At 66.2% G+C, this 26,064-nt stretch carries 24 protein-coding genes and 1 pseudogene; 14 read left to right on the top strand and 11 right to left on the bottom strand.

The window, feature by feature from the left end; all coding sequences use genetic code 11:
- The first annotated feature begins 69 nt into the window (after positions 1-69).
- Positions 70-1,323 (top strand): serine hydroxymethyltransferase, encoded by a 1,254-nt coding sequence (gene glyA / locus O6P39_RS04450; RefSeq protein WP_275610214.1) that lies wholly within the window; start codon positions 70-72, stop codon positions 1,321-1,323.
- 187 nt (positions 1,324-1,510) lie between these two features.
- Here the strand turns inward: glyA and O6P39_RS04445 are convergent, their stop codons facing one another.
- Positions 1,511-2,002, bottom strand: a complete 492-nt coding sequence (locus tag O6P39_RS04445; RefSeq protein ID WP_275610213.1) for a hypothetical protein — start codon at positions 2,000-2,002, stop codon at positions 1,511-1,513.
- Between the two features lie 277 nt (positions 2,003-2,279).
- On the opposite strand from O6P39_RS04445, the gene O6P39_RS04440 reads away from it, so the two are divergent.
- The 3 genes from O6P39_RS04440 to O6P39_RS04430 all read left to right on the top strand — a co-directional run bounded on the left by O6P39_RS04440 (position 2,280) and on the right by O6P39_RS04430 (position 5,377).
- A complete protein-coding gene (locus O6P39_RS04440) occupies positions 2,280-3,575 on the top strand; it encodes an NCS2 family permease (RefSeq protein WP_275610212.1) in 1,296 nt (431 codons plus the stop codon).
- Positions 3,576-3,699: 124 nt separating this feature from the next.
- On the top strand, positions 3,700-4,785 hold the full coding sequence (trmA, locus tag O6P39_RS04435; RefSeq protein ID WP_275610211.1) for a tRNA (uridine(54)-C5)-methyltransferase TrmA: 1,086 nt from the start codon (positions 3,700-3,702) through the stop codon (positions 4,783-4,785).
- A 97-nt stretch (positions 4,786-4,882) separates the two neighbouring features.
- Positions 4,883-5,377, top strand: a complete 495-nt coding sequence (locus O6P39_RS04430) for a DUF4136 domain-containing protein (RefSeq protein WP_275610210.1) — start codon at positions 4,883-4,885, stop codon at positions 5,375-5,377.
- Positions 5,378-5,392: 15 nt separating this feature from the next.
- Here O6P39_RS04430 and O6P39_RS04425 read toward each other — a convergent pair whose 3' ends face one another.
- Positions 5,393-5,695 carry a DUF1883 domain-containing protein gene (locus tag O6P39_RS04425; RefSeq protein ID WP_152220377.1) on the bottom strand — a complete coding sequence of 101 codons (303 nt, stop codon included), beginning with the start codon at positions 5,693-5,695 and terminating at the stop codon, positions 5,393-5,395.
- Positions 5,696-5,817: 122 nt separating this feature from the next.
- Complete coding sequence (locus tag O6P39_RS04420; protein WP_275610209.1) at positions 5,818-6,291, bottom strand: DUF4345 family protein; 474 nt, start codon at positions 6,289-6,291, stop codon at positions 5,818-5,820.
- Between the two features lie 201 nt (positions 6,292-6,492).
- Between O6P39_RS04420 and O6P39_RS04415 the strand changes: the two genes are divergently transcribed.
- Complete coding sequence (locus O6P39_RS04415) at positions 6,493-6,927, top strand: DUF411 domain-containing protein (protein ID WP_275610208.1); 435 nt, start codon at positions 6,493-6,495, stop codon at positions 6,925-6,927.
- 63 nt (positions 6,928-6,990) lie between these two features.
- Here O6P39_RS04415 and alaC read toward each other — a convergent pair whose 3' ends face one another.
- Positions 6,991-8,208, bottom strand: a complete 1,218-nt coding sequence (gene alaC, locus O6P39_RS04410; protein ID WP_275610207.1) for an alanine transaminase — start codon at positions 8,206-8,208, stop codon at positions 6,991-6,993.
- A gap of 173 nt (positions 8,209-8,381) precedes the next feature.
- Here alaC and O6P39_RS04405 point away from each other — a divergent pair, with 173 nt between their 5' ends.
- On the top strand, positions 8,382-9,242 hold the full coding sequence (locus O6P39_RS04405; protein WP_275610206.1) for a PhzF family phenazine biosynthesis protein: 861 nt from the start codon (positions 8,382-8,384) through the stop codon (positions 9,240-9,242).
- Between the two features lie 66 nt (positions 9,243-9,308).
- The gene (locus O6P39_RS04400; RefSeq protein WP_275610205.1) at positions 9,309-10,217 is read left to right on the top strand and encodes a neutral zinc metallopeptidase; all 909 of its coding nucleotides are present in this window, start codon (positions 9,309-9,311) and stop codon (positions 10,215-10,217) included.
- 182 nt (positions 10,218-10,399) lie between these two features.
- Here the strand turns inward: O6P39_RS04400 and O6P39_RS04395 are convergent, their stop codons facing one another.
- Both O6P39_RS04395 and O6P39_RS04390 read right to left on the bottom strand, forming a co-directional pair.
- Positions 10,400-10,840 (bottom strand): response regulator, encoded by a 441-nt coding sequence (locus tag O6P39_RS04395; RefSeq protein ID WP_275610204.1) that lies wholly within the window; start codon positions 10,838-10,840, stop codon positions 10,400-10,402.
- 139 nt (positions 10,841-10,979) lie between these two features.
- Complete coding sequence (locus O6P39_RS04390) at positions 10,980-12,875, bottom strand: propionyl-CoA synthetase (protein WP_275611885.1); 1,896 nt, start codon at positions 12,873-12,875, stop codon at positions 10,980-10,982.
- Between the two features lie 234 nt (positions 12,876-13,109).
- Here O6P39_RS04390 and O6P39_RS04385 point away from each other — a divergent pair, with 234 nt between their 5' ends.
- Both O6P39_RS04385 and O6P39_RS04380 read left to right on the top strand, forming a co-directional pair.
- Positions 13,110-13,991: an AraC family transcriptional regulator gene (locus O6P39_RS04385; RefSeq protein ID WP_275610203.1), complete on the top strand. Its 882-nt coding sequence runs from the start codon at positions 13,110-13,112 to the stop codon at positions 13,989-13,991.
- Positions 13,992-14,096: 105 nt separating this feature from the next.
- Entirely contained in the window at positions 14,097-14,276 is a 180-nt protein-coding gene (locus O6P39_RS04380) for a hypothetical protein (RefSeq protein ID WP_275610202.1), read from the top strand.
- A 6-nt stretch (positions 14,277-14,282) separates the two neighbouring features.
- On the opposite strand, the gene O6P39_RS04375 is transcribed toward O6P39_RS04380, so the two are convergent.
- The 3 genes from O6P39_RS04375 to O6P39_RS04365 form a co-directional block, all read right to left on the bottom strand.
- On the bottom strand, positions 14,283-15,458 hold the full coding sequence (locus tag O6P39_RS04375; RefSeq protein ID WP_275610201.1) for a Bcr/CflA family multidrug efflux MFS transporter: 1,176 nt from the start codon (positions 15,456-15,458) through the stop codon (positions 14,283-14,285).
- Between the two features lie 188 nt (positions 15,459-15,646).
- Entirely contained in the window at positions 15,647-18,793 is a 3,147-nt protein-coding gene (locus O6P39_RS04370) for an efflux RND transporter permease subunit (protein ID WP_275610200.1), read from the bottom strand.
- A 12-nt stretch (positions 18,794-18,805) separates the two neighbouring features.
- On the bottom strand, positions 18,806-19,990 hold the full coding sequence (locus O6P39_RS04365; RefSeq protein WP_275610199.1) for an efflux RND transporter periplasmic adaptor subunit: 1,185 nt from the start codon (positions 19,988-19,990) through the stop codon (positions 18,806-18,808).
- A gap of 155 nt (positions 19,991-20,145) precedes the next feature.
- Here O6P39_RS04365 and O6P39_RS04360 point away from each other — a divergent pair, with 155 nt between their 5' ends.
- A complete protein-coding gene (locus tag O6P39_RS04360; protein ID WP_275610198.1) occupies positions 20,146-20,778 on the top strand; it encodes a TetR family transcriptional regulator in 633 nt (210 codons plus the stop codon).
- A 57-nt stretch (positions 20,779-20,835) separates the two neighbouring features.
- Here the strand turns inward: O6P39_RS04360 and O6P39_RS04355 are convergent, their stop codons facing one another.
- Positions 20,836-21,033, bottom strand: coding sequence for a cation transporter (locus O6P39_RS04355; protein ID WP_275610197.1), 198 nt, complete (start codon positions 21,031-21,033; stop codon positions 20,836-20,838).
- A 153-nt stretch (positions 21,034-21,186) separates the two neighbouring features.
- On the opposite strand from O6P39_RS04355, the gene O6P39_RS04350 reads away from it, so the two are divergent.
- From O6P39_RS04350 to O6P39_RS04335, 4 genes and pseudogenes are all read left to right on the top strand, one after another.
- Positions 21,187-21,639, top strand: a complete 453-nt coding sequence (locus tag O6P39_RS04350) for a hypothetical protein (RefSeq protein ID WP_275610196.1) — start codon at positions 21,187-21,189, stop codon at positions 21,637-21,639.
- 98 nt (positions 21,640-21,737) lie between these two features.
- Entirely contained in the window at positions 21,738-24,140 is a 2,403-nt protein-coding gene (locus O6P39_RS04345) for a heavy metal translocating P-type ATPase (protein WP_275610195.1), read from the top strand.
- A 46-nt stretch (positions 24,141-24,186) separates the two neighbouring features.
- A complete protein-coding gene (gene cueR, locus O6P39_RS04340) occupies positions 24,187-24,588 on the top strand; it encodes a Cu(I)-responsive transcriptional regulator (RefSeq protein ID WP_275610194.1) in 402 nt (133 codons plus the stop codon).
- Positions 24,589-24,701: 113 nt separating this feature from the next.
- Positions 24,702-24,893: pseudogene (locus O6P39_RS04335) on the top strand (type II toxin-antitoxin system HicB family antitoxin); the annotation flags it as partial.
- A gap of 79 nt (positions 24,894-24,972) precedes the next feature.
- Here O6P39_RS04335 and O6P39_RS04330 read toward each other — a convergent pair.
- Positions 24,973-25,863, bottom strand: coding sequence for an EamA family transporter (locus O6P39_RS04330; RefSeq protein ID WP_275610193.1), 891 nt, complete (start codon positions 25,861-25,863; stop codon positions 24,973-24,975).
- Between the last annotated feature and the right edge of the window lie 201 nt (positions 25,864-26,064).

The raw sequence follows: 26,064 nt of genomic DNA, 5'->3' as shown, positions 1-26,064 counted from the left end.
GTGCCAGCACAGCCGCCTTGGGTTAGAATGCGCGCCTTTCCCCAGCACCCGATCCTTAAGAGGACCGCCATGTTCAGCCGTGATTTGACCCTCGCCCGCTACGATGCCGAACTCTTCGCCGCGATGGAGCAGGAAGCCCAGCGCCAGGAAGAGCACATCGAGCTCATCGCCTCCGAGAACTACACCAGCCCGGCGGTGATGGAAGCCCAGGGTTCGGTGCTGACCAACAAGTACGCCGAAGGCTACCCGGGCAAGCGCTACTACGGTGGTTGCGAGTACGTCGACATCGTCGAGCAACTGGCCATCGACCGCGCCAAGCAACTGTTCGGCGCCGACTACGCCAACGTCCAGCCGCACGCCGGCTCCCAGGCCAACTCCGCCGTCTACCTGGCCCTGCTCAACGCCGGTGACACCATCCTGGGCATGAGCCTGGCCCACGGCGGTCACCTGACCCACGGCGCCAGCGTTTCCTCCTCCGGCAAGCTGTACAACGCCATCCAGTACGGCATCGACGCCAACGGCCTGATCGACTACGACGAAGTCGAGCGTCTGGCTGTCGAGCACAAGCCGAAGATGATCGTCGCCGGCTTCTCCGCCTACTCCCAGGTGCTGGACTTCGCCCGCTTCCGCGCCATCGCCGACAAGGTCGGTGCCTACCTGTTCGTCGACATGGCCCACGTGGCCGGTCTGGTCGCCGCTGGCGTCTACCCGAACCCGGTGCCGTTCGCCGACGTGGTCACCACCACCACCCACAAGACCCTGCGCGGCCCGCGCGGCGGCCTGATCCTCGCTCGCAAGAACGAAGAGATCGAGAAGAAGCTGAACTCCGCCGTCTTCCCGGGCGCCCAGGGTGGCCCGCTGGAGCACGTGATCGCCGCCAAGGCCGTGTGCTTCAAGGAAGCCCTGCAGCCCGAGTTCAAGGCCTACCAGCAGCAGGTCCTGAAGAACGCCCAGACCATGGCCAGCGTGTTCATCGAGCGCGGCTTCGACGTGGTTTCCGGCGGCACCCAGAACCACCTGTTCCTGCTGTCCCTGATCAAGCAGGACATCACCGGTAAGGACGCCGACGCTGCCCTGGGTCGCGCCTTCATCACCGTGAACAAGAACAGCGTGCCGAACGACCCGCGTTCCCCGTTCGTCACCTCCGGCCTGCGCATCGGCACCCCGGCCGTCACCACTCGCGGCTTCAAGGAAGCCGAGTGCCGCGAGCTGGCTGGCTGGATCTGCGACATCCTGACCAACATGGGCGACGAGTCCGTGGTGGACAGCGTGCGTGAGAAGGTCAAGGCCATCTGCGCCAAGTTCCCGGTATACGGCGCCTAAGCCGAACCCGCGAACCGCGATACGAAGAAGCCCGGCATCTGCCGGGCTTTTTCATTTGAGGTGGGAGTCAGCGTCGTAGGGCGCATAACGCGCCAGCGTTATCCGCCACCGGGCTATCGGCGGATAACCTGTTCCAGGTTATTCGCCCTACGAAAAGCCACTTCCCTCGGGCATCTCTATAAAGAAGCTACGGCTGCCCACCCGACTTCTGCTCCGGCTGCACCGGAACCTGTCGTAGCTCATTGAGCTGCCGCACCAGCGTTTCTGCCTCGGCCTGGCTGGCGAAGCCCTGCAGCGTGACCCGGCCATCGGTCACCGGACGCTCGACCCTGGGCAACAGGCGCAGTTGCCCATCGATCACCACCGCCAGGGCCTTGCCCTGCTCCTCGCGGGTCAGGCGTGCCAGGCGCTGGCTGGCGTCGGGGGTGAACTGCACCCGCACAGCCGGCTTGCCGTCGGCGACGCTGGCCAGTTCGGCCTGCTGTACGTCGCGCTGGGTCAGGGTCGGCTGGGTCGTCACCAGCACCGCCTTACCCTGCGGGTCGGCCAGGGTGCGGGTGCTGGCCGAGGGGCGCTCGGCCAAGGCGTGGACGTCGAAGCTGTGCTGCGGGGCGGTTGGCGGAGCACCGGCGCAGGCGGCCAGCAGCGTGGCGAATAGGAACGGTATCGAGCGTTTCATCGGATGCGAGTCAGGCAGAACGGCCAGTCAGGCCAGGGTCATAGAGAGTCAGACCACCTTCGTGGCACAAGTTGCACTCCCTTGGTCGGCACCCGCGACTATGCTGGATGACGAACGGATGCTGGCGGTCCGGTCAGAAATTCTCCGGTGCAGGACGAGCTGGTATCATGCGCGCCTTTTGCCGGTCACAAGAAAAGGCGCAGGGCCCATCTGGGCATGCACTTTGCTTTTCCCGGCCAGAACGATAACGGCGCGAGAGCGTCACGGGGAGCCAAACATGCTGGAAAAGCTGTTCCAACTCAAGGCGCACAACACCAATGTGCGCACCGAGATCCTGGCGGGTATCACCACCTTCCTGACCATGGCCTACATCCTTTTCGTCAACCCGAGCATCCTCGGCGAGACGGGCATGGACAAGGGCGCGATCTTCGTCGCTACCTGCCTTGCCGCCGCCATCGGTTCGGCAGTGATGGGCCTGATCGCCAACTACCCGATCGCCCTGGCTCCCGGCATGGGCCTGAACGCCTTCTTCACCTACACCGTGGTCCTGCACATGGGTCACACCTGGCAGGTGGCGCTCGGTGCGGTGTTCCTCTCCGCGTGCATGTTCTTCATCATTTCGATCTTCCGCATCCGCGAATGGATCATCAACAGCATCCCACTGGCGCTGCGCTCGGCCATTGCCGCGGGCATCGGCCTGTTCCTCGCGCTGATCGCGCTGAAGGAATCGGGCATCGTCGTCGCCAACGCTGCCACTCTGGTGGGCATGGGTGACCTGGCCAAGCCCGAGCCGCTGCTGGCGATCCTCGGCTTCATTCTGATCGTCGCCCTGGAAGCCCGCCGCGTGACCGGCGCGGTGATGATCGGCATCCTGGTGGTGACCTTCATCGCCATCGCCCTGGGCGTTTCCAAGTTCGGAGGCGTGGTGTCGATGCCGCCGTCTCTGGCGCCGACCTTCCTGCAACTGGACATCAAGGGCGCCCTGGACATCGGCCTGACCAGCGTGATCTTCGCCTTCCTCTTCGTCGACCTGTTCGACAACTCCGGCACCCTGATCGGCGTGGCCAAGCGCGCCGGCCTGATGGGCAAGGACGGGCACATGCCGAAGATGGGCCGCGCCCTGATCGCCGACAGCACCGCCGCCATGTTCGGCTCGCTGCTGGGCACCTCCACCACCACCAGCTACATCGAGTCGGCGGCGGGCGTTTCCGCCGGCGGCCGCACCGGTCTGACCGCCATTGTGGTCGCCGTGCTGTTCCTGCTGGCACTGTTCTTCGCCCCGCTGGCGGGCAACGTCCCGGCCTTCGCCACCGCGCCGGCGCTGTTCTTCGTCGCCGTGCTGATGGCCTCGGGCCTGGCCGAGATCGACTGGGACGACTTGACCGTCGCCGCCCCGGTGGTGGTGACCGCGCTGGCCATGCCGCTGACCTTCTCCATCGCCAACGGCATCGCCTTCGGCTTCATCACCTGGACGGCCTGCAAGATCCTGTCCGGCCGCTTCCGCGAGCTGAACCCGGCGCTGGTCATCCTGTCCGTGCTCTTCGTGATCAAGCTGGGCTGGTTCAACGCCTGATTTTTCTTTCGCGGCATGGGTATCGCTGCGCCCCACCCATCCTACAAGCGGCACTGATGTAGGATGGCGTGGAGCGAAGCGATACCCATCAAATGCCGCCGCCTCCACACGAGTTACCCGCCCCATGAGCAGTCCGCGTTTCGATCCCTCCCAATACGACAGCCAACTGGCCGACAAGGCCGCCCGCCTGCGCGAGCTGCTGGCGCCCTTCGCCGCGCCGGAGCCGGAGGTGTTCGATTCGCCCCGCGAGCATTACCGCCTGCGCGCCGAGTTCCGCCTGTGGCGCGAGGGCGAGGCACGCCATTACGCGATGTTCGAGCAGGGCGACAAGCACACGCCGATCCTGATCGAGCAGTTCCCCATCGCCAGCCAGCGCATCAACGAACTGATGCCGCGCCTGAAAGCCGCCTGGGCCGAGCCGACGCTGGGCCACAAGCTGTTCCAGGTGGAGTTCCTCACCACCCTGGCGGGCGACGCGCTGATCACCCTCTGCTACCACCGCCCGGTGGACGCTGCCTGGCAGGCCGCCGCCGAGAAGCTGGCTGCGGAGCTGGGCGTCAGCATCGTCGGCCGTTCGCGTGGCAAGCGCCTGGTCGTCGGCCGTGATTACGTGAATGAAGAACTGACCGTCGCCGGCCGCAGCTTCCGCTACCGCCAGCCGGAGGGCGCCTTCACCCAGCCCAACGGCGAGGTCTGCCAGAAGATGCTCAACTGGGCGTACGAAGCCCTGGGCCAGCGCGACGACGACCTGCTGGAGCTGTACTGCGGCAACGGCAACTTCACCCTGCCGCTGGCCACCCGTGTGCGCAAGGTGCTGGCCACCGAGATCAGCAAGACATCGGTGAACGCCGCCCTGGCGAACCTGGCCGACAACGCCGTGGACAACGTGACCCTGGTGCGCCTGTCCGCCGAGGAGCTGACCCAGGCGCTCAACGACGTGCGCCCGTTCCGCCGCCTGGCCTACGTGGACCTGAAGTCCTATGACTTCGGCAGCGTATTCGTCGACCCGCCGCGCGCCGGCATGGACCCGGACACCTGCGAGCTGACCCGCCGCTTCGACAGCATCCTGTACATCTCCTGCAACCCGGAGACCCTGGCGCAGAACATCGCCCAGCTGCACGACACCCACCGGGTCAGCCGTTGCGCCCTGTTCGACCAGTTCCCCTACACCCACCACATGGAAGCCGGAGTGCTGCTGACCCGCCGCTGAGCACTCTTCGCCCAACAGCGGGCCGCCCAACCAAGGGTTGGGCGGCACCCTCCGCGCCAGGGGCTAGGCTAGGGGGACAATAATCAGAGTACCGTCCATGTCCCGCCTGATCCTGCCCCTGCTCTTCCTCCTGCTGGCCGGCTGCGCCAGCGACCCCGCCACCGTCAGCGTCTCGCCGAGCGCCGACGGTCACCAGAGCACCTTCTTCATCCAGGCCGTGCGCGCGCCGGGCCACCGCGACGACCTCGAAGACCGCTTCGACCTCGGCGTCCGCCGGGCGCTGGAGGCCAAGGGTTATCGCTACCAGGAAAGCGCGGGGGACATGCGGGTGATCTACATGCTCGGGCTGGATACCCAGACCGGGGTGGTCCAGCGGCCAGTGGCAACCCAGGCGGGCGTGATCACCCAGACGCAGATCGCCGACTCCGAACAGGCCCGGCTGGCCCTGCGGATTCTCGACGAAGCCTCAGGTGAGGTGCTGCTCCAGGCCCAGGTGGCGCGCCAGCTGCACGATCCGTCCCTGACCCAGCAGGCGTTCGACGACGCCATCGCCCGGCTGCTGCAGGAATTCCCCGCGCACGCCGGACGCTGAGAGAGACTCTGGATATCAGCTGTAGTTGGACGGTGACTTGCGGACGAACTTGATGCTGTACTTGAAGTCGGCCTTGCGCGTGACGCTGATGGCGCGGCGGGTCACGGTGTCGATGGTGACGTTCCAGTAGCCGGTGCTGGGCACCTTGATCTTCGCGGGGAAACGGTCGAACGCGCCGCCGTGGTAGGCGTGGCGGCCGCCGTTCTTGAAGCTGCGGAAGTTGGCGTCGGTCATCAGGCGGATGTTGCAGGTCATGGAGCACTCGATGACCACCAGATCGCCTTCGTTCAGGTGTTCACGTTGATGTACGAACTTCATCTTTGGCCCCGCACCGGTTCTTCCGCAAAATCAATACGATAGCACGACACGCGGGGTAACCCGGCATTCCGGGTGCGTTGAGCCGCGCCGCTCATCCGGAGACAACCGTTGCCTCCCGCGGCTCACAGGCCTTCGAAGTCCGCGCGATGCTCGTCCGGCTCGTCATGGTCATCAGGCTTCCTGGTCGAGGGCGGGGTCGAGCGGTTGCGCGACTGCCGCTCCAGCCAATACAGCGCGAAGATCGCCAGTGCGGAAATCACCCCGCGATAGATGACGCCGGCCAGTTGCGCATCCACCGCCATCCCGCCTTCGGTCCAGGCGATCAGCAGGCGCGACAGGGTCAGGGTGAGCTGCACCAGGATCACCAGGATCAGCGCCGGGCGCACCAGCAGGCGGCGGCGCAGGGCGAATACCAGGAACAGGGCGAGGGCGAACTGGTGCCCGCCATAGAACACCCGGGCATCGCTCACGGAGGAAGGTTCCATCAGCAGCATGCCGCTGAGGTTGGCCATTTCGTAGGGGCGTATCCAATACAGCAGCCCCAGGCCACCCCACACCAGAGCCTGGACCAACAGGACGAGACGGGCGAAGAGCATGCTCTTTCTCCTTGGCCGAACAGCCATTTCCAACACGTCCACACCTGCGACCCAGTGCCGCGGACGCATCACCGATCAGCTAGAGACCCCGGAAGACGCGGCAAGTTCGGGGCCTCCGTCATATATAGATACAGCTGATGGATGGGGTGGTCCAGCCACCGGGAGTATCCTCGAGCGCTTCCGGTCCTCGAGGTTTCCACCATGCGTACCCTGCTTCTGCTCACCGCCCTTGTCGCCGGCGCCGCCCAGGCCGCCGAGCCGCTGACCATCGACGTTCACCGCGATGCCAACTGCAGCTGCTGCAAGGACTGGATCAAGCACCTGGAAAGCAACGGTTTCACCGTCAACGACCATGTCGAGGCGGACATGAGTGCAGTGAAGACCAGACTCGGCGTGCCTTACAGCATGGGCTCGTGCCATACCGGGGTGATCGACGGCAAGTTCGTCGAGGGCCATGTGCCGGCAGCCGACGTACTCAAGCTACGCGAGCGCGCGGACCTGGCCGGCGCCGCCGTACCCGGCATGCCGGTGGGCTCGCCGGGCATGGAAATGGGCGACCGCCACGACGCCTACCAGGTGGTTGGCCTGACCAGGACCGGTAAGCGTGAAGTGCTGGCGGACTACCCCGCGCACTGACTCGGCTCGCTGCTACCGGGAAATGCTGCAAATGAAAGGGGCGGCCAGTTGGCCGCCCCTTTTTTATTCCGCCTTCGCCGGCAACAGGCCGTCGGCGCGGAACATCGCCTTGATCCCCCGCACCGCCTGGCGCAGGCGGTCGCGGTTCTCGATCAGGGCGAAGCGCACATGGTCATCGCCGTAGTCGCCAAAGCCGATGCCCGGCGACACCGAGACCTTGGCGTCCTTGAGCAGCTTCTTGGCGAACTCCAGCGAGCCCAGGTGTGCATACGGCTCGGGGATCTTCGCCCAGATGTACATCGATGCCTTGGGGTTCTGCACCATCCAGCCGGCTTCGTGCAGGCCTTTCACCAGCACGTCGCGACGCTTCTGGTATTGGTCGGCGATGTCACGCACGCACTGCTGATCACCTTCCAGCGCGGCGATGGCCGCCACCTGCAGCGGGGTGAAGGTGCCGTAGTCGTGGTAGCTCTTGATCCGCGCCAGGGCCGAGACCAGCTCCGGGTTGCCGACCATGAAGCCGATCCGCCAGCCGGCCATGTTGTAGCTCTTGGACAGGGTGAAGAACTCCACCGCGATGTCCTTGGCGCCGGGCACCTGCATGATCGACGGGGCCTTCCAGCCGTCGAAGGTAATGTCCGCATAGGCCAGGTCGTGCACCACCAGTACGTCGTAGCGCTTGGCGAGATCGACCACGCGCTCGAAGAAGTCCAGCTCCACGCACTGCGCGGTGGGGTTGGACGGGAAGCCGAGGATCATCATCTTCGGCTTGGGAATCGATTCGCGGATCGCCCGCTCCAGCTCGTTGAAGAAGTCGATCCCCGGCACCAGCGGCACCGAGCGCACCTGGGCACCGGCGATCACCGCGCCGTAGATGTGGATCGGGTAGCTGGGGTTGGGCACGAGGATGGTATCGCCGTGGTCCAGGGTGGCGAGCATCAGGTGCGCCAGGCCTTCCTTGGAGCCGATGGTGACGATGGCCTCGGACTCGGGGTCGATCTGCACGTCGTAGCGATCGCGGTACCAGTGCGAGATGGCGCGGCGCAGGCGCGGAATGCCACGGGAGGTGGAATAGCCGTGGGTGTCCTCGCGCTGGGCGACCTGGCAGAGCTTCTCGACGATGTGCGGCGGCGTGGCCCCGTCCGGGTTGCCCATGGACAGGTCGATGATGTCCTCGCCACGGCGGCGGGCAGCCATCTTCAGTTCGGCGGTGATGTTGAAAACGTAGGGGGGCAGGCGATCGATGCGCGCAAAGCGACGAGCTGAACGGGGTTCAGTCATGGTGTCCTCTGATGAACGTAGGCGCCCGGAACCGTCCGAGCGACGCCGGCCACTGCGGTGGCCTGGAAAGCGCGGCGCTGTGACCTGCGCTTTCTTGTCGGCGAACATATAGCTCGCTAGGCTGGCTGTCGAGTTTTTCTTATCGGCCGCTCAAATGCGGCCCCTGGAGTCCCATGTCCCCCCTTCAGTACTGGCAGCTCGACGTCTTCGCGCAACAGCCGCTGAGCGGCAACGGCCTGGCGGTGTTTCCCGACGCGCGCGGCCTGCCAGACTCGACGCTTCTGGCGCTGACGCAGGAGCTGCGTCAGTTCGAGTCCATCTTCCTGTTCCCCTCCGCCTCGCTGGATACCTATTCGGCGCGCATCTTCACCGTCGACGAGGAGCTGCCCTTCGCCGGCCACCCGGTGCTGGGTGCCGCAGCGCTGCTGCACCACCTGCACCAGCGCGGCGAGGAAGAACTCTGGACCCTGCAACTGCCCGCCAAGGACGTGAAGGTCGCCACCCGCAAGCGTGGTGCCGGCTTCCACGCCGAGATGAACCAGGGTGCGGCGGATTTCGGCGATGTGCTGGATGACGAGACGCGAAGAGGGTTTGCCGAGGCCTTCTCGCTGTCCGCCGCCGACCTCGCCGACTACCCCGCCGCCGTGGTCAGCACCGGCCTGCCCTACGTGCTGCTGCCCGTGAAAGGCGAAGCGCTGGGACGGGTGCGCCAGCGCGCGGACCTGAGCGCCGAGCTGGCGAAGCTCCACGCCGCCTTTGTCTTCGTGCTGGATGTGGATAACCGCGAGGGCCGTACCTGGGATGGCGCCGGCATCATCGAGGACGTCGCCACCGGCAGCGCCGCGGGCCCCGTCGCCGCCTACCTGGTGGAGCTGGGCAAGGCCCGCCATGGCGAGCCGTTCCACCTCTCCCAGGGCCGCTTCGTCGGCCGCCCGAGCCGCCTCGACGTACTGGTCGGGCACGACGACGAGGTCCGCGTTGGCGGCGATGTACAACTGCTCGCCCGCGCCGAACTGCTGCACCGCCTGGCCTGACGATCGGGCTGGCGGCGCACGCCCCTCGCGACAACACTGAATCAACTTCCTCAAGGAGACGCCGCCATGCTCTGGCGCAAAGGACGACGTAGCGACAACGTGGTGGACGCACGGGATGGCTCTGATGGCGGGGCAGGCGGCATGGGCGGTGGCGGCGGCCCGCGCATCGGCGGACGCGGCCTCAGCCTGGGCGGCGTGGCCATCGTCGTGGTGGTCGGCCTGCTGATGGGCCAGGACCCCATGCAGATCCTCGGCTCGCTGCTCGGCCAGATGGATGTCTCGCAACAGGCGCCGAGCCGCCCGGTGCAGGGCAAGCCGGCCAACCCGAACGACCCGCAGGTGGAATTCGTCCGTTCCATCCTCGGCGACACCGAGGACACCTGGGGCGAAATCTTCGCCCGCAGCAACGCACAGTACGAACAACCCAAGCTGATCCTGTTCAACGGCGGGGTGAACTCCGCGTGCGGTTTCGCCTCCTCGGCGGTCGGGCCCTTCTATTGCCCGGGCGATCATCGCGTCTACCTCGACCTCGGCTTCTTCCGCGAGATGGAGCAGAAGTTCTCCGCCGCCGGCGACTTCGCCCAGGCCTACGTGATCGCCCACGAGGTCGGCCACCACGTGCAGAACCTGCTGGGCATTTCCGCCAAGATCCAGGCAGCCCGCCAGCGCGGCGCGCGCATGGAGGGCGCCGACGGCCTGTCGGTGCGCCAGGAACTGCAGGCCGACTGCTTCGCCGGGGTCTGGGCCAACCACGCCCAGCAGCGTCTGAACTGGCTGGAGCCAGGCGACGTGGAAGAAGCGCTGAACGCCGCCAACGCCATCGGTGACGACCACCTGCAGCGCCAGGCGCGCGGTACTGTGATGCCCGACTCCTTCACCCACGGCTCGTCGGCGCAGCGCGTGCGCTGGTTCAAACTGGGCTTCCAGAGCGGCTCGCCGAGCAAGTGCGATACGTTCAAGGCGCAGGCGCTGTAATCCCCCGTTCGCGGTTGTACGCCCTACACGCTCGCCGCCATCCGTAGGGGCAACTGTCTATCTCCGGACAATCTGTGCCTGCGCTTTCCCCCTCACCCCGGCCCTCTCCCTCAGGGAGAGGGGGCAGACCGTGCAGACTGACACCGCGTTTTCATCCTGCACCGAGCGGACAGAGTCCGCTCCTACAAACAACGATTGAGCGTGCTCAGGAAGTACGCCGGGTCCACCGGCTTGAGCATGAAATCCATCACGTTCAGCCGCATCGCCTCGATCACATCGCGGGTATCGGCCTGGCCCGACAGCACGATGATCGGCAGGAAGGTGCCGATGGCGTTGAGTTCGCGGATCAACTCCAGCCCCGCCCCCTTGCGCTCCATCTGCAGGTCGGTGATCAGCAGGTCGATGTCCGACTCGTCCCGGCGGATGCGGCGCAACGCGCTGGCGGCGCTGTGTGCAACCAGGCAATGGATGTTGGCGGTCTCGATCAGCTCGCGCATCTCAGCCAGTACCGCGGGGTCATCATCGACCAGCAGTACCACGGGCTTGCGCGGGGTCGACGCGGTGACTTCCCGCAGCGCCGCCCGTTCTTCCTCGTCGAGAATGTCCTGGGTGACCGTGACCATAGCCGCAATACCACTCGTAGAGGCTCATCGAACAGTATAGAAGCACCTGGCCACCACCCACCCTGACCAGGGACGGCGGATAAAAAAGGGCCGCCCGAAGGCGGCCCTGGAAAGACGCCGGCAAGGCCGGCGCGTGGGATCAGCTCGCCTTGGCCAGCCCGGCCGCGCCCAGGCGCTCGGCGATCTCGCCAAGGATGCTCGGGTCGTCGATGGTGGAAGGCGGCGCGTATTCCTCGCCATCGGCGATCTTGCGCAACACCGCGCGGAGTATCTTGCCGGAGCGGGTCTTGGGCAGGCGCTTGACCACCACCGCGCGCTGGAAACAGGCCAGTGCACCGATGCGTTCGCGCACCAGCGCCACCAGCTCGCGCTGCAACACGTCCTCGGCAATCCTGGCGTCGTCCTTGAGCACCACCAGGCCCAGCGGCACATGGCCCTTGAGATTGTCCGCCACGGCCAGCACCGCACACTCGGCCACCGCATCATGCAGCGCCAGCAGCTCCTCCATCTCGCCAGTGGAGAGGCGGTGGCCGGAGACGTTAATCACATCATCGGTCCGGCCCATGATGTAGACGAAGCCCTCCTCGTCCACATAGCCGCCATCGCCGGTGTGGTAATAGCCGGGATAGGTCTTCAGGTAGGCCTGCAGGTAGCGCGGATGATCATTCCACAGGGTCTGCGCGCAGCCGGGCGGCAACGGCAGCGCGATGACGATGGAACCCTGCTCGTTCGGGCCCAGCACGTGGCCTTCGTCGTCCACCACCTGCACGTGGTAGCCGGGCACCGCACGGTTGGTGGAGCCGGCGCGCAGGTCGTGGCCGTCCAGGCCGGTACAAGGCGCGGTCACCGGCCAGCCGGTCTCGGTCTGCCACCAGTGGTCGTGCACCGGCTTGCCGGTGAGTTCCTCCAGCCAGTGCTGGGTGCTGCTGTCGAGCTTCTCGCCGGCGAGGAACAGGTGGCGCAGCGAGCTCAGGTCGTAGCGTTTGAGCAGATCGCCGTGGGGGTCTTCCTTGCGGATCGCGCGGATCGCCGTGGGCGCGCAGAACAGGCTGTTGACCTTGTGCTCCTCGATCACCCGCCAGTAGCTGCCGGCATCCGGTGTGCGCACCGGCTTGCCCTCGTAGAACACCGTGGTGCAGCCGTTCATCAACGGGCCATAGACGATCAGCGAGTGGCCAACCACCCAGCCGACATCCGAAACACCCCACCAGACATCACCCGGCTGCAGGCCGAAGATGGTCGGCAGCGCATAGTGCAGCGCCACCGCATGGCCGCCGTTGTCACGCACGATGCCCTTGGGTTTCCCGGTGGTGCCGGAGGTGTACATGATGTACAGCGGGTCGCCGCTGGCCAGTTCCACCGGCTCCGCCGGCTGGGCGCGGGCCAGGGTTTCGCGCCAGTCGAGATCGCGCCCGGCGAACAGTTCTGCCATCGCCTGCGGGCGCTGTAGCACCAGCACATGGGCGGGCTGGTGCAGCGCCAGCTCCAGGGCCTTGTCCACCAGCGGCTTGTATTCGATGACCCGGTCGAACTCCAGCCCGCAGGAGGCGGTGAGGACCAGCTTGGGCTTGGCGTCGTCGATGCGCAGCGCCAGTTCGTAGGGCGCGAAGCCGCCGAATACCACCGAGTGCACCGCGCCGATGCGCGCGCAGGCGAGCATCGCCATCGCGGCCTGCGGCACCATCGGCATGTAGATGATCACCCCATCGCCCCGCTCCACCCCCAGCGCGCGCAGGGCGCCGGCCAGGCGGGCGACTTCGTCGCGCAGCTCGAGGAAGGTGAAGCGTTGCTGGGTCCGGGTGACGGGGGAGTCATAGATCAGCGCGGTCTGCTCGCCGCGACCGAGTTCGATCTGGCGGTCGAGCGCGAGGTAGCTGGAGTTCAGGCGGCCATCGGCGAACCAGCGGTGGCTGCCGTCGGGCAGGGACTGCAGGGTGTCCTGCGGGGCGCGGTACCAGGCCACGCGGCGGGCCTGCTCGGCCCAGAAGGAGGACGGCTCCGCAATGGAGCGGTCGTAGCACTGCCGGTAGTTCATCATCTGAGCCTCTTATTTGTTGTTATCGAGGTCGAACAACGAGTATGGCCGGGGTTTACCACCCCACCATCAACCTTTGGTCGTACGCCGACCGCTCTCAGACGACAGCCGGCTTTTATTGCGCAAGGGACGGCAGAACACTTCGCGCAAAGGCAAAGCTATCACCGGCACACAGCGCCGGAGATCGACTAAATTGTGCTCTTGCTGGATTAAATTGCTGAGCGGACTACTCATATGTCGAGAACCTCGGACTGGCCCCTTCCCGCCGACAGCCTGCGTCTGGTGCTACCGCCGACACTGCTGCAGAAGCTCTCCACCCACCCGCTCAGCCGCGACCTCTATCCCAGTTCCCTGGGCCACTACCGGCGCGCCCGCGACCACCAGATGAGCCGCGAGCAGCACGACGATCACCTGCTGATCTACTGCAGCGAAGGCCAGGGCGAACTCGCTGCCCAGGGGCGGACCCAGGCGGTCGGCTGTGGCGACCTGATCTGGCTGCCACCGGGCATGGCCCACGCCTACCATGCCGATCCCGCCAATCCCTGGACGATCCACTGGGTGCACCTGCGCGGCGACGGCGCCGACTGGCTGCGCCATGCCGCCGGCTACGAAGATTCGCCGGTCCGCCACTGGGGCCTGCAGCACATCCTGGTCAGCGGCTTCGCCCAATTGCTGGAGGCGCGCCTGAGCGGCTACCGCTTCCAGCCGTTCCTGCTCGCCGCCAGCCGACTGCGCGCCCTGCTCTGCCAACTGCCGCTGCTGCGCCCGGTTCGCGATGCCGGGCTCGACCTGGATGGCCTGCACTCCTACATGCGCGACAACCTGCACCAACGTCTGGAACTGCCGCAGCTGGCGGCCTTCTGCAACCTCTCCAAGTTCCACTTCGTCAACCGCTACCGGGCGCTCACCGGGCGCACGCCGATCCAGCACTTCCTGCACCTGAAAATCGAATACGCCTGCCAACTGCTGGACAGCAGCGCCTGCGGCATCGCACAGGTCAGCCAGGCCGTCGGGTATGACGACAGCTATTACTTTTCAAGACTTTTCAGCAAGGTGATGGGGCTCTCGCCCAGCGCCTACCGCAGGCGCCTGAGCCAGGGCCGCGGCGGCGCATGAAAGGCGGACCGGCCGGCCGTCGGCGACCCCGTGTCGCATCCTTTACCGTTCGGTGACGGGTCTACACTGAGATTCCCTTCAAGAGACCGTCCAGGGGTGCCCATCATGCACATCCTCGTTCGCCCGTCCTCCGCCAACAAGAACCAGCCGTGGGAAGTCTGCCTGGATCAACAGGCCGTCGGCTTCCGCAGCGAGCGGGAAGCTCGCACCTTCGTCGATACCCTGGAAGCCCGGTTGCGGGCACCGCACCACTTGCCCGAGCTGCGCCAGCGCGCCGCGGGCTGATTCAGTTCAGGCGGCGCGTTCGCTGATCTGTCCGCTGGACCAGCCGAGCAGCGCGGCCGCCAGACCACAGGCGGTGATCACCAGGGCCATCGGCAGCGCCGAGCCATCGTGCAGCGCGCCGACCAGCGCCGAGGCGCCCGCCGCCACGGTGAACTGCAGACTCCCCATCAGGGCCGACGCGCTTCCGGCGTGCCGCCCCTGGCTGGCCATCGCACAGGCCGAAGCATTGGGCAGCAGGAAGCCCAGGCAGGCGATGGCGCCGAACAGCGGGATCAGCAGCGGCCACAGTTCAGCCGGCCTCGCCAGGGTGATCGCCAGCAGCGTCGCGCCGCAGGCGAAGTACACCCACACCGCCCTGCGCAACCAGAAACCCGGCCCGCGATAGCGCAGCAGCCGTGCGTTCACCTGCGCCATCAGGATGAACCCCGCCGCGTTGCTGCCGAAGATCCAGCCGTAGTGCTCGGCCGGTACGCCGTAGAGCTGGATGAACACGAAGGGCGAGCCGGCGATGTAGGAGAACATCCCCGCGACGGCGACGCCGCCGGTCAGCGCGTAGGTGAGGAAGGAGCGATCGGAAAACAGCGACAGATACTGCCGCCCTGCCCCACGCAAGGGGGCGCGTGGGCCCGCCGGGATGGTTTCCGGCAACCACAGGGCGATGGCCGCGCCGGCCAGCGCACTGAACAGCATCAGGCAATAGAAGATCGACTGCCAGCCGGCCAGGTCCAGCAGCAGGCCGCCGCACAACGGCGCGAGTATCGGCGCCAGCCCCATCACCAGCATCAGTTGCGAAAAGGCCTTGGCGGCGGCAATCGGGTCGCACAGATCACGCACCACCGCCCGCGAGATCACCATGCCCGCGCAGCCCCCCAGCGCTTGGACGAATCGCGCAGCGATCAGCCACTCAAGGTTCGGCACGAAGGCGCAGGCCAGCGAGGCCAGGGTGAAGATGCTCACCCCCAGCAACAGCGGAATGCGCCGGCCAATGCGATCGGCCAACGGACCGTAGAGCAGTTGGCCAATGGCAAGGCCGGCGAAGTACGCCGACAGGCTCAGCTGAATGTGCTCGACGTCGGTGTCGAAGGCGTGCGCCAGCGCCGGGAAGCTGGGCAGATAGAAATCGATGGCCATTGGCCCGAAGGCACTCAAGGCGCCAAGGATCAGCAGGATACGGAGATTCATGAAGTCACCTGGGCACACACCGGCGATGGCGGCTCAGGCGCCAGGGCGGACGGGGTGTAAGGTTCTGCCGCGAGCGCGCTGCGCGACGAAGCCTTGCATTGTGACAATGGTCGGGAAATTAGCAAGCTCACTAATCAATTCCCGAAAAGATGGTAGGCGGACCGGCGCATTGCCGGTCCGCCCTGGCTTCAGGCCTTGTGACCCTCGGCCTCCGCAGGCTTCTTCTTGCGGGCGGCGAGCTTGTCGGACAGCGACTCCACCAGCATGTAGAACATCGGGATGAGGAAGGTCGCCAGCAGGGTAGCGGCGAGCATGCCGCCGATCACGCCGGTACCGATCGAGTGACGGCTGGCCGAGCCCGCGCCGGTGCTGATCGCCAACGGCACGCAACCCAGGATGAAGGCCAGCGAGGTCATGACGATCGGGCGGAAGCGCAGCTTGGCCGCTTCCAGCGCCGCCTGCATCGGGCCCATGCCCTGTTCTTCGCGGCAGAGCACGGCGAACTCGATGATCAGGATGGCGTTCTTCGCCGCCAGACCGATCAGCGTCACCAGGCCCACCTGGAAGTACACGTCGTTATCGAGGCCGCGCAGCCAGATGGCGAGGATGGCGCCGAATACCGCGAAGGGCACCGCGGTGACCACCGCCAGCGGCAGCGACCAGCGTTCGTACTGGGCCGCAAGGATGAGGAACACCAGGATCAGGCCGAAGAGGAAAGCCTGGCTACCCGAGCCCTGTGCTTCCAGCTCCTGGTAGGCCGAACCGATCCAGGTCAGCATGTAGTCCTCGCCGAGGGTCTCGTCGGCCACCTGCTGCATCGCCGCCAACGCCTGGCCGGAGCTGTAGCCCGGCGCCGGACCGCCGAGCAGCTTGGCCGCCGGGAACACGTTGAAGCGCGAGAAGGTATCCGGACCGAGGATGCGGCGTACCTCCACCAGCGTCGAGAGCGGCACCAGGTCGCCGGTGGCGGAGCGCACGTAGACCTGCTTGAGGTCCTCCGGCTTGCGGCGGAAGTCCGACTCGGACTGCAGGTTCACCTTCCAGGTACGGCCGTAAAGGCTGAAGTCGTTGACGTAGTATGCGCCGAAGGTCGCCTGCATGGCGGTGAACACATCGTCGATCGCGACACCGAAGGCGCGCGCCTTGGTGCGGTCCAGGTCGATGTAGTACTGCGGCACGTCAGCGTTGAAGGTGGTGGTCACGCCAGCCAGTTCGGGGTGCTTGGCCGCCGCGGCCATGAACTTCTGCACCATCGCCTGCAACTGTTCGGGGGTGCCGCCGCTGCGGTCCTGGATATAGGCCTCGAAGCCGCCGGTGGTGGACATGCCGGTGATCGGCGGCGGGTTGAAGCTCAGGGTCACGCCGTCCTGCTCACGCATGCCCATGCCCATGAAGGTGCGCGTCAGGTTGCGCGCGTCCAGCGACGGTTCCTCACGTTCCTTCCAGTCCTTGAGGGTCACGAAAGACACACCAGCACTGGTGACGTTGGTGTTGGTCAGGATGTTCAGGCCGGAGAAGGTCACCACGTCCTTGACCGCCGGGTGCTTGCGCAACTGATCGGAGACCGCCCCGGTCAGATCCTCGGTACGCTTGAGCGAGGAAGCCGGCGGCAGGAGGTAGGCGTTGAGCACGTAACCCTGGTCTTCGTCAGGCACCAGCGAGCCGGGCACCCGGCCGAACAGCACCACCAGCAGCGCGATCATCCCGCCGACCAGCAGCAGGCCGATGGAGGCGCGCTTGAGGAAGAACTGCACACCGGCGCCATAGCCTTCGGTGGCCTTGTCGAACATGCGGTTGAACCAGCGGAACGGTGCTGCCGGCTCCTTGTGCTCGGGTTTGAGGATCAGTGCGCAGAGCGCCGGTGACAGGGTGAGCGCGACGATGCCGGAAATCACCACCGACACCGCGATGGTGATCGCGAACTGCTGGTACATCTGCCCGGCGAGACCGCCAAGGAAGCCAACCGGGATGAACACCGCACAGAGCACCAGGACGATGGCGACGATCGGCCCGGTCACCTCTTCCATCGCCTTGATCGCCGCCTCCCGTGGGCCGAGCTTCTCCGTTCGCATCACCCGTTCGACGTTCTCCAGCACCACGATGGCGTCGTCGACCACGATGCCGATCGCCAGCACCAGGCCGAACAGGGTCAGAAGGTTGATGGAGAAGCCCAGCAGGTACATGCCGGCGAAGGTACCGACCAGCGACACCGGGATCGCCAGCACCGGAATCAGGGTGGCGCGCACGTTCTGCAGGAACAGGTAGACCACCAGCATCACCAGCACCAGGGCCTCGAAGAAGGTGTGCACCACCTCCTCGATGGACACCTTCACGAACACCGTGGTGTCGTAGGGGATGGTGTAGACGATGCCCTGCGGGAAGCGCTTGGACAGCCGGTCCATGGTGCTGCGCACGGCCTCGGCGGTATCCAGGGCGTTGGCGCCGGGTTGCAGGTACACACCGAAGGCCGCGTTCTGCTGGCCGTTCAGCGTGGTTTTCATCGAGTAGTCCTGGGCCCCCAGTTCGACCCGGGCGACGTCCTTGAGCAACAGACTGGCGCCGGTGCTGTCGGTACGCAGGATGATGTTCTCGAACTGTTTAGGATCGGAGAAGCGGCCCTGGGTGCTCACCGTGTAGGTGAAGTCCTGCGGAGTGTGCAGGGGCTCCTTGCCGAAGTTGCCGGCGGCGAACTGCGAGTTCTGTTCTTGAACGGCGTTGACCACGTCGGTCGGCGTCAGGTTGTACTGCGCCAGCTTGTCCGGGCGCAGCCAGATGCGCATGGAGTAGTCCTTGGCGCCGAACTGGGTGACGTCGCCCACGCCGGGCAGACGCTTGAGTTCATCGATCACGTTGATCAGCGCGTAGTTACTGATCTGCACCGGATCGACCGAGTTGTCCGGCGAGTACAGGATGACCAGCTGCAGAATGTCCGAGGACTTCTTCTGCACCTTCACGCCCTGCCGGCGCACTTCCTGCGGCAGCTTGGCCAGCGCGGCCTGCACCTTGTTGTTGACGTTGATGGTGGCCTGGTCGGGATCGGTACCGACCTGGAAGTACACGGTGAGGGTCATGGCACCGCTGCTGTCCGAGGTGGACAGCTGGTAGATCATGCCTTCCACGCCGTTGATTTCCTGCTCCAGCGGCGCAGCGACGGTCTCCGCGATCACCTGCGAACTGGCGCCCGGATAGTTGGTGGTCACCGACACCTGCGGCGGCAGGATCTCCGGGTACTGGGCAATCGGCAGGGCATGCATGGCCGCCATCCCGCCGAGCAGGATGACGATGGAGATCACCATGGCAAAGATCGGACGATCGATGAAGAAGCGCGAAATCACGATGGGCGCTCCTTAGGACTGGGTCTGGGCAGTATTGGCCGCAGAGGGCTGCGCACCACCTTCGACCGGCTTCACCGGCTGATCGGGACGGACCTTGATCAGGCCATCGACGATGACCCGGTCACCGGCATCCACGCCGGCGTCGATGATCCAGCGGCCATCCACGGTCTGCGAGGTGGTGACCTGCCGCACGCGGGCGAAGCCGTCCTTGTCCACGACGTAGACGAAGGTGCCGCGCGGGCCCTGGGCCAGCGCCCGCTCGGGCAGCGTGACCGCGTTCTTGCGGGTGATGCCCTTGACCAGCACACGTACGAACTGGCCGGGAATCAGCTGGTTTTTCGGGTTGGGCACCACGGCGCGGGCATTCACAGTGCCGGTGCCGGTGTTGACGAAGCTGTCGGTGAAATCGACCACGCCCTCGATGGGGTACTGGCTACCGTCGCCGAAGTGCAGCTCGGCGCTCAGCTTGCCGTCCGCGGGCAGGCTCAGCCGGCCACTCTGCACGCCGTCGCGCAGGCGCGCCGCCTCGGTGTCGGGGTAGGCGAAGTTGACGTACACCGGGTCGAGCTGGGTGAGCTTGGTCAGCAGGCTGGAGCCTGGATCAGCCGCGGCCACCAGGCTGCCTTCGGAGCGGACTTCCTTGCTCGCCATGCCGGAAATCGGCGCGGTCACCGTGGTGTAGTTCAGGTCGATCTGCTTGGCCTGCACGTTGGCGCGGGCAGCTTCGACGTCGGCCTTGGCCTGTTCGAAGTTGGAGATGTAGCGGTCCAGCTCGCTCTCGCTGGCGAAGCCTTTCTTCTGCAGTTCGCGGATACGGCGCAAGTCGCGGTCGGTCTGGCGGTAGCGCGCCTGGGCCTGCGCCAGCGCTCCCTGGGCCTGGCCCAGCGCGGCCTGGTAAGGACGCGGATCAATGCGGAACAGCACCTGGCCTTCCTTGACCGGACGGCCTTCTTCATAGGTGCGGCGTTGCAGGATGCCGCTGACCTGGGCACGCACCTCGACTTCGCGGTAACCGGCGGTGCGGGCGGCGTATTCCAGCGTCACGGGGACGACGGAGCTCTTGGCGACTTCCACGGTCACCGGCGGCGGAGGCGGTGCGGCAGCAGCAGGTTTGTCCTCAGCCTGTAGCGCCGTGGCGAACAAGGCAGGTATGCCGAATACAGCAATTGCAACGGGCAAACGGCGGACGAACTGCATGTAACCTCTCCATGGAATGACAAAAATAACGAAGCGGTAGGAATATTGACTGAGAGGAGTTCACTTGCGCCAGTGCCTGCAAGGGACTGTTCGTACTTTAAAATCAGTAAACTGCCAACTGAGTAGTGATCCTAGCCTGTATACCAGTAAGTGCCATGCGAAGAACTAAAGAAGATTCGGAAAAGACGCGCCAAACGATTCTCGACTCGGCCGAGCAACTGTTTCTGGCCAAGGGCGTCTCCAACACGAGCCTGGAGGAGATCGCCAGAAGTGCCGGCGTGACCCGTGGCGCGGTGTATTGGCACTTCCAGAACAAGGCTCATCTGTTCAACGATCTGCTCAACCAGGTACGCCTGCCGCCCGAGCAACTGGCACAACGTCTCTCCGGCTGCGACGGGCACGACCCGATACAGTCATTGTTCGAATTGAGCGTGGAAGTCATCGAGAACCTGGCGCGCCACCCGCAACGCCGGCGCATCCTCACCATCCTGCTGCAACGCTGCGAGTTCACCGACGAACTGCGCGATGCGGAGGAACGCCACAACCACTTCATCCGTCAATTCATCGAACTGTGCGAGCAGTTGTTCACCCGCGAGAGCTGCCGTAGTCGGCTGATGCCGGGCGTGACGCCGCAGATCGCTTCGCGCGCGGTGCATGCGATGATTTTCGGCCTGCTCAGCGACTGGCTGCGCGACCCGGAACTGTTCGACGCGGAGCGGGAGACCCGTTTCCTGTTCGATGTGCTGTTCAGAGGGCTGGTGCGCGACTGGAACGCGCCCCCGGCCTGATGGGCCGGCGTGGAACCGGCCCGGAAGGAACGAAAGAAGGACAGAAGGAAAGAAGACTCAGGCCGCCTTGGCCTCGTAACCCTCTTCGCGGATCGCTGCGAGAATGGCCGCCTCGTCCAGGCGGCTGGCGACGCGCACTTCGCCCTGCCCCAGGTCGACCTGGACTTCCGCGGCCGCATCCAGAGCCTGGACAGCCTGGGTGATGGCGCGGACGCAGTGACCACAGCTCATGCCTTTGACTTGGAAGGTATGCATGGGAAAGCTCCTGTCGTGTGATGATTCGCTGGACGCAGTCTCGACCTTCCCCTCGTGGCAAGGTCAAGCCCCCTGGTGATTTGTTTCCACACGCTTGTCCTGCGTCAGGCTCTCAGCCAAGCTGCCCGGATGATCCCCTCCCGGAGAACGCCCATGCGCCGTTCCCTCCTTTTCACCCTCGGCCTGCTGGTCTGCGCACTGGCGCAGGCCGACGGCTCGTCCGATACGCCACCGGCCCCGCCGCCTCCTGCCCAGCCGGCGCCCGCCACGCCCAGTCCCTGGCCGGTCCCCGATGCCCAACCAGTGGCCTACGCCGTGCTGATCGTCAGCCGCGAACGCCTGGACACCGGCACCGCCTGCGACATCGACCTCTACGTGCAGGACCAGAAGGTCTCGCGCCTGCAGCCCGAAGGCGAGGTCGCCCTCAACCTGCCGCCGGGCGAAACCTCCCTGCGCCTGCAGACCGCCAACTCCGGCCTCTGCCACGGCGGCATCGAGCCGCTGCGCGCACAGTCGGTGATGCTGCGCGCCGGCGAGGTGCGCAAGTTCCGCATTGCCAACAGCGAGAGCGGCCTGTACCTGACGCCGGTTTCCAGCGGCGGTTGAACGGGGAGCAATGACCTGCGGCAAGGGACCGCAGGGAAGGGGTTGACCTTACCCTTGTGTCAAGGTTGATCCTGTTGGGGAACTTCAGGGAGAGCCCCATGAACAGCGCAACCTCCATCGAACTCGACCTCCCGGTCTCCGGGATGACCTGCGCCAGCTGCGCCGGCCGCGTGGAACGCGCCCTGCGCAAGGTACCCGGCGTGCAGGAAGCCAGCGTCAACCTCGCCAGCGAGCAGGCACGCATCCAGTTGGCCGGCCCCTCCAACGGCGACACCCTGCCCGCCCTGGTGGCAGCTGTCGAACAGGCCGGCTATGCAGTGCCGGCGCACAGCCTGGAGCTGGCCATCGACGGCATGACCTGCGCCAGCTGCGTTGGCCGCGTCGAGCGCGCCCTACGCAAGGTCCCCGGCGTACGCGAGGTCAGCGTGAACCTCGCCAGCGAGCGCGCCCACCTGGACCTGCTCGGCGCGGTAGATATCGCCGAGCTGATCGCCGCTGTCGACAAGGCCGGCTACAAGGCCCGCCCCATTGAATCCGACCAGCGCAGCGTCGACCCGCAGGTAGCCCGCCTGGCTCGCGAACGCTGGTGGCTGGCTGCCTCCATCGCCTTGTCGCTGCCGCTGGTGCTGCCGATGATCGGCGACTGGTTCGGCCTGCACTGGATGCTCCCGGCCTGGGTGCAGTTCCTGCTCGCCACACCCGTGCAATTCCTCATCGGCGCGCGCTTCTACGTCTCCGCCTGGAAAGCCGTGCGCGCCGGCAGCGGCAACATGGACCTGCTGGTCGCTCTCGGCACCAGCGCCGGCTACGGCCTGAGCCTGTACCTCTGGTACGCCGCAGCGCCAGGGCAGATGCCGCACCTGTACTTCGAAGCCAGCGCCGTGGTCATCACCCTGATCCTGCTCGGCAAGTACCTGGAAAGCCGCGCCAAGCGCCAGACCGCCGCCGCCATCCGCGCCCTCGAAGCCCTGCGCCCGGAACACGCCACCCGCGTCCGCGACGGCATCGAGGAAGACGTCGCCATTGCCGAGCTGCGCCTGGGCGATGAAGTGCTGGTGCGCCCCGGCGAGCGCTTCCCGGTGGACGGCGAGGTGCTCGACGGCCAGAGCCATGCCGACGAGGCGCTGATTACCGGCGAGAGCGTACCGGTGGCCAAGGGCGTGGGCGATGCCGTCACCGGCGGGGCCATCAACGGCGAAGGCGTGCTGCGGGTGAAGGCCACTGCCCTGGGCGGCGAGACCGTGCTGGCGCGGATCATCCGCCTGGTGGAAGACGCCCAGGCCGCCAAGGCACCGATCCAGAAGCTGGTGGACAAGGTCAGCAACGTGTTCGTCCCGGTAGTGATCGGCATCGCGCTGGTTACCCTGGTCGGCTGGCTGCTCGCCGGCGCCGGCTGGGAACATGCGCTGATCAACGCCGTGGCGGTGCTGGTGATCGCCTGTCCATGCGCCCTGGGCCTGGCCACTCCCACCGCGATCATGGCCGGCACCGGCGTGGCGGCGAAACACGGCATCCTGATCAAGGACGCCGAGGCCCTGGAAGTCGCCCATGCGGTCGACGCCGTGGCCTTCGACAAGACCGGCACCCTCACCTCCGGCCAGCCGCGCGTCACCAACCTCGCCGCCTCTGACGAAGCCCAGGCCCTCGCCCTGGCCGGCGCCCTGCAGCGCGGCAGCGAACACCCGCTGGCCAAGGCCGTGCTCGATGCCTGCACCGAGCGCGGTCTGGCCCCCACCACCGCCGACGCCATCCAGGCGCTGGCCGGACGCGGCATCCAGGGCCAGGTCGACGGTCGCCTGTTCGCACTGGGTAACCGCCGCCTGCTGGACGAACTGCAACTGCCGCCCGGCGACCTGGCGGAATCCGCGCAGAAATGGGAAACCCAGGGACGCACCTTGTCCTGGCTGATCGAGCGCGAGCCGCAGGCCCGCGTGGTGGCCCTGTTCGCCTTCGGCGACAGCCTCAAGGACGGCGCCAAGCCCGCCATCGACGCCCTGCGCCAGCGCGGCATCGCCAGTCACCTGATCACCGGCGACAACCGCGGCAGCGCCAAGGTCGTGGCCGATGCACTGGGCCTGGACGACGTGCACGCCGAAGTATTGCCCGGCGACAAGGCCGAGGTAGTCGGTGCCCTGCGCAAGAACGGCAAGGTGGTGGCCATGGTCGGCGACGGCATCAACGACGCCCCGGCGCTCGCCGCCGCCGACGTGGGCATCGCCATGGGCGGTGGCACCGACGTGGCCATGCACGCTGCCGGCATCACCCTGATGCGCGGCGACCCGAGGCTGGTGCCGGCGGCGCTGGACATCTCCCGGCGCACCTACGCGAAAATCCGCCAGAACCTGTTCTGGGCCTTCATCTATAACCTGGTGGGCATCCCCCTGGCCGCCTTCGGCCTGCTCAACCCCATGGTCGCCGGCGCGGCGATGGCCGCCTCCAGCGTCAGCGTGGTGAGCAACGCCCTGCTGCTCAAGCGTTGGAAACCGCAGGATCACCAGTGACACCCACGCCCCGCGCAAGCGGGGCGTTCGATCGAGAGGAATCGGCATGAACATCGGCGAAGCGGCGAAGAAGAGCGGCCTGACCGCAAAGATGATCCGCTACTACGAATCCATCGGCCTGCTCGCCCCCGCCGGCCGCAGCGCCAGCGGTTACCGCCACTACAGCGAGCAGGACCTGCACACCCTGGCGTTCATCCGCCGCTCGCGGGACTTCGGCTTCTCCCTGGAGGAAGTCGGCCACCTGCTCGCCCTCTGGCAGGACCGCCAGCGCGCCAGCGCCGATGTGAAGGCCCTGGCCGCCCGGCACATCGACGAACTGAACCGCAAGATCGCCGAACTCAGCAGCCTGCGCGACACCCTGCAGGAACTGAGCGACCACTGCCAGGGAGACCATCGCCCGGACTGCCCGATCCTGAAGGACCTCGAGTCGGGGAATTGCTGTCATTGAGGAGCTTTCGGACAGGGCTGAGCGCCCCGTCCGATTTGTGGTCATCGCGGTTACCGATAGATACCAAAGCCCGAGGGCAGAACGACTGCCCAACAGAGCGGGACAATTCCTTCATGAGATATCAAGGCTACGCCGCCCGCATCGAATACAGCGATGACGACGGGCTGTTCATCGGCCACATCGCCGGTATCCGCGACGTGATGGGTTTTCACGGCGAGTCGGTGAGCGAGTTGCGTGGGGCGTTCGAAGAGGCCGTGGACGACTACCTGGCTACCTGCGAGAAACTCGGCCGCGAACCGCAGCGGCCAGTCTCTCACTGATGCCCCAAGACAACTGGTGATGGATCACCGCGGCACAGCAATCTGACGCTTTTGTAGGTACGGGTCAGCCTTGGGCGCTCACTGTCGTACGGCGGCGCCACAGCGACGCCGGCAGCACGGTCACGGCGAGGCCGACGAAGACCAGTACACAGGCCATCCAGTCCTGGGTGGTCAGCGCTTCGCCAAGGAACAGCCACCCCGACAGCAGGCCGGAAACCGGCACCGCCAGCGCGAACGGCGTGACCTGGCTGGCCGGGTAACGGCGCAGCAGGAAGCTCCACAGGCCGAAACCGACGGTGGTGGCGAGGAAGGCGATGTAGAGCAGCGCGCCGGCGCCGGTCCAGTTGATATTCAGCACGGCATGCTCGATCGTCTCGGGACCTTCGAATATCCACGACAGCACCAGCAAGGGCAGCGGCGGGATCAGGCTGACCCAACTGATCAGGCGCAACATGTCGCTGGCGCCGGAGCGCTTGGTGGCGATGTTGGAGAAAGCCCAGGCCAGGGCCGCGGCAATCACCAGCAGGAAGGCCAGCAGGCTGTCGCCCAGCGGGCGCTCCAGACCGATCAGCAGCAGCCCGCCGGCGGCCAGCGCCAGGCCCAGCAAGGCGCGCGGGGTGGGGCGTTCACCCAGCAGTGCGGCGGCGATCAGCACGGTGAAGAAGACCTGGCTCTGCAGCACCAGAGAGGACAGCCCGGCGGGCATGCCCAGGTGCATACCGACGAACAGCAGGCCGAACTTCACCACACCCAGCAGCAGGCCGATCTGCACGATGCGCCAGAACGGCGCGGGCAGCGGGCCGCGCAGGAAGATCAGCGGCAATGCGGCCAGGGCGAAGCGCAGGGCGCAGAACAGCAGCGGCGGGAAGTCGTGCAGGCCGACCTTGATCACGACGAAGTTGACGCCCCAGATCAGGGTGACCAGCAGGGCGAGCAGGATATGGCGCAGGGGCATGGCGGGTAGCTCGGGGTGGGATGGGGTAACGCTACCAGTCTGGCCGGCCGCTGTATGGATACAGTTGGCGCCGTACAGTTTGCCTCGTTACGTCGCCGCGACCGGGCTGGACTCGGAAGGCCCTGAAGCCGGGGGCAAACAGAGCGTCAGGGCTTTTGCTCTCGTAGGGTGTGGGGGAAAGCCCAGGCACAGACTTCCCGG

Source organism: Pseudomonas sp. PSE14 (assembly GCF_029203285.1).
Classification (GTDB): domain Bacteria; phylum Pseudomonadota; class Gammaproteobacteria; order Pseudomonadales; family Pseudomonadaceae; genus Pseudomonas.
Note: the sequence above shows the minus strand (reverse complement) of the source record. Positions and strands in the feature narration are given on the sequence as shown.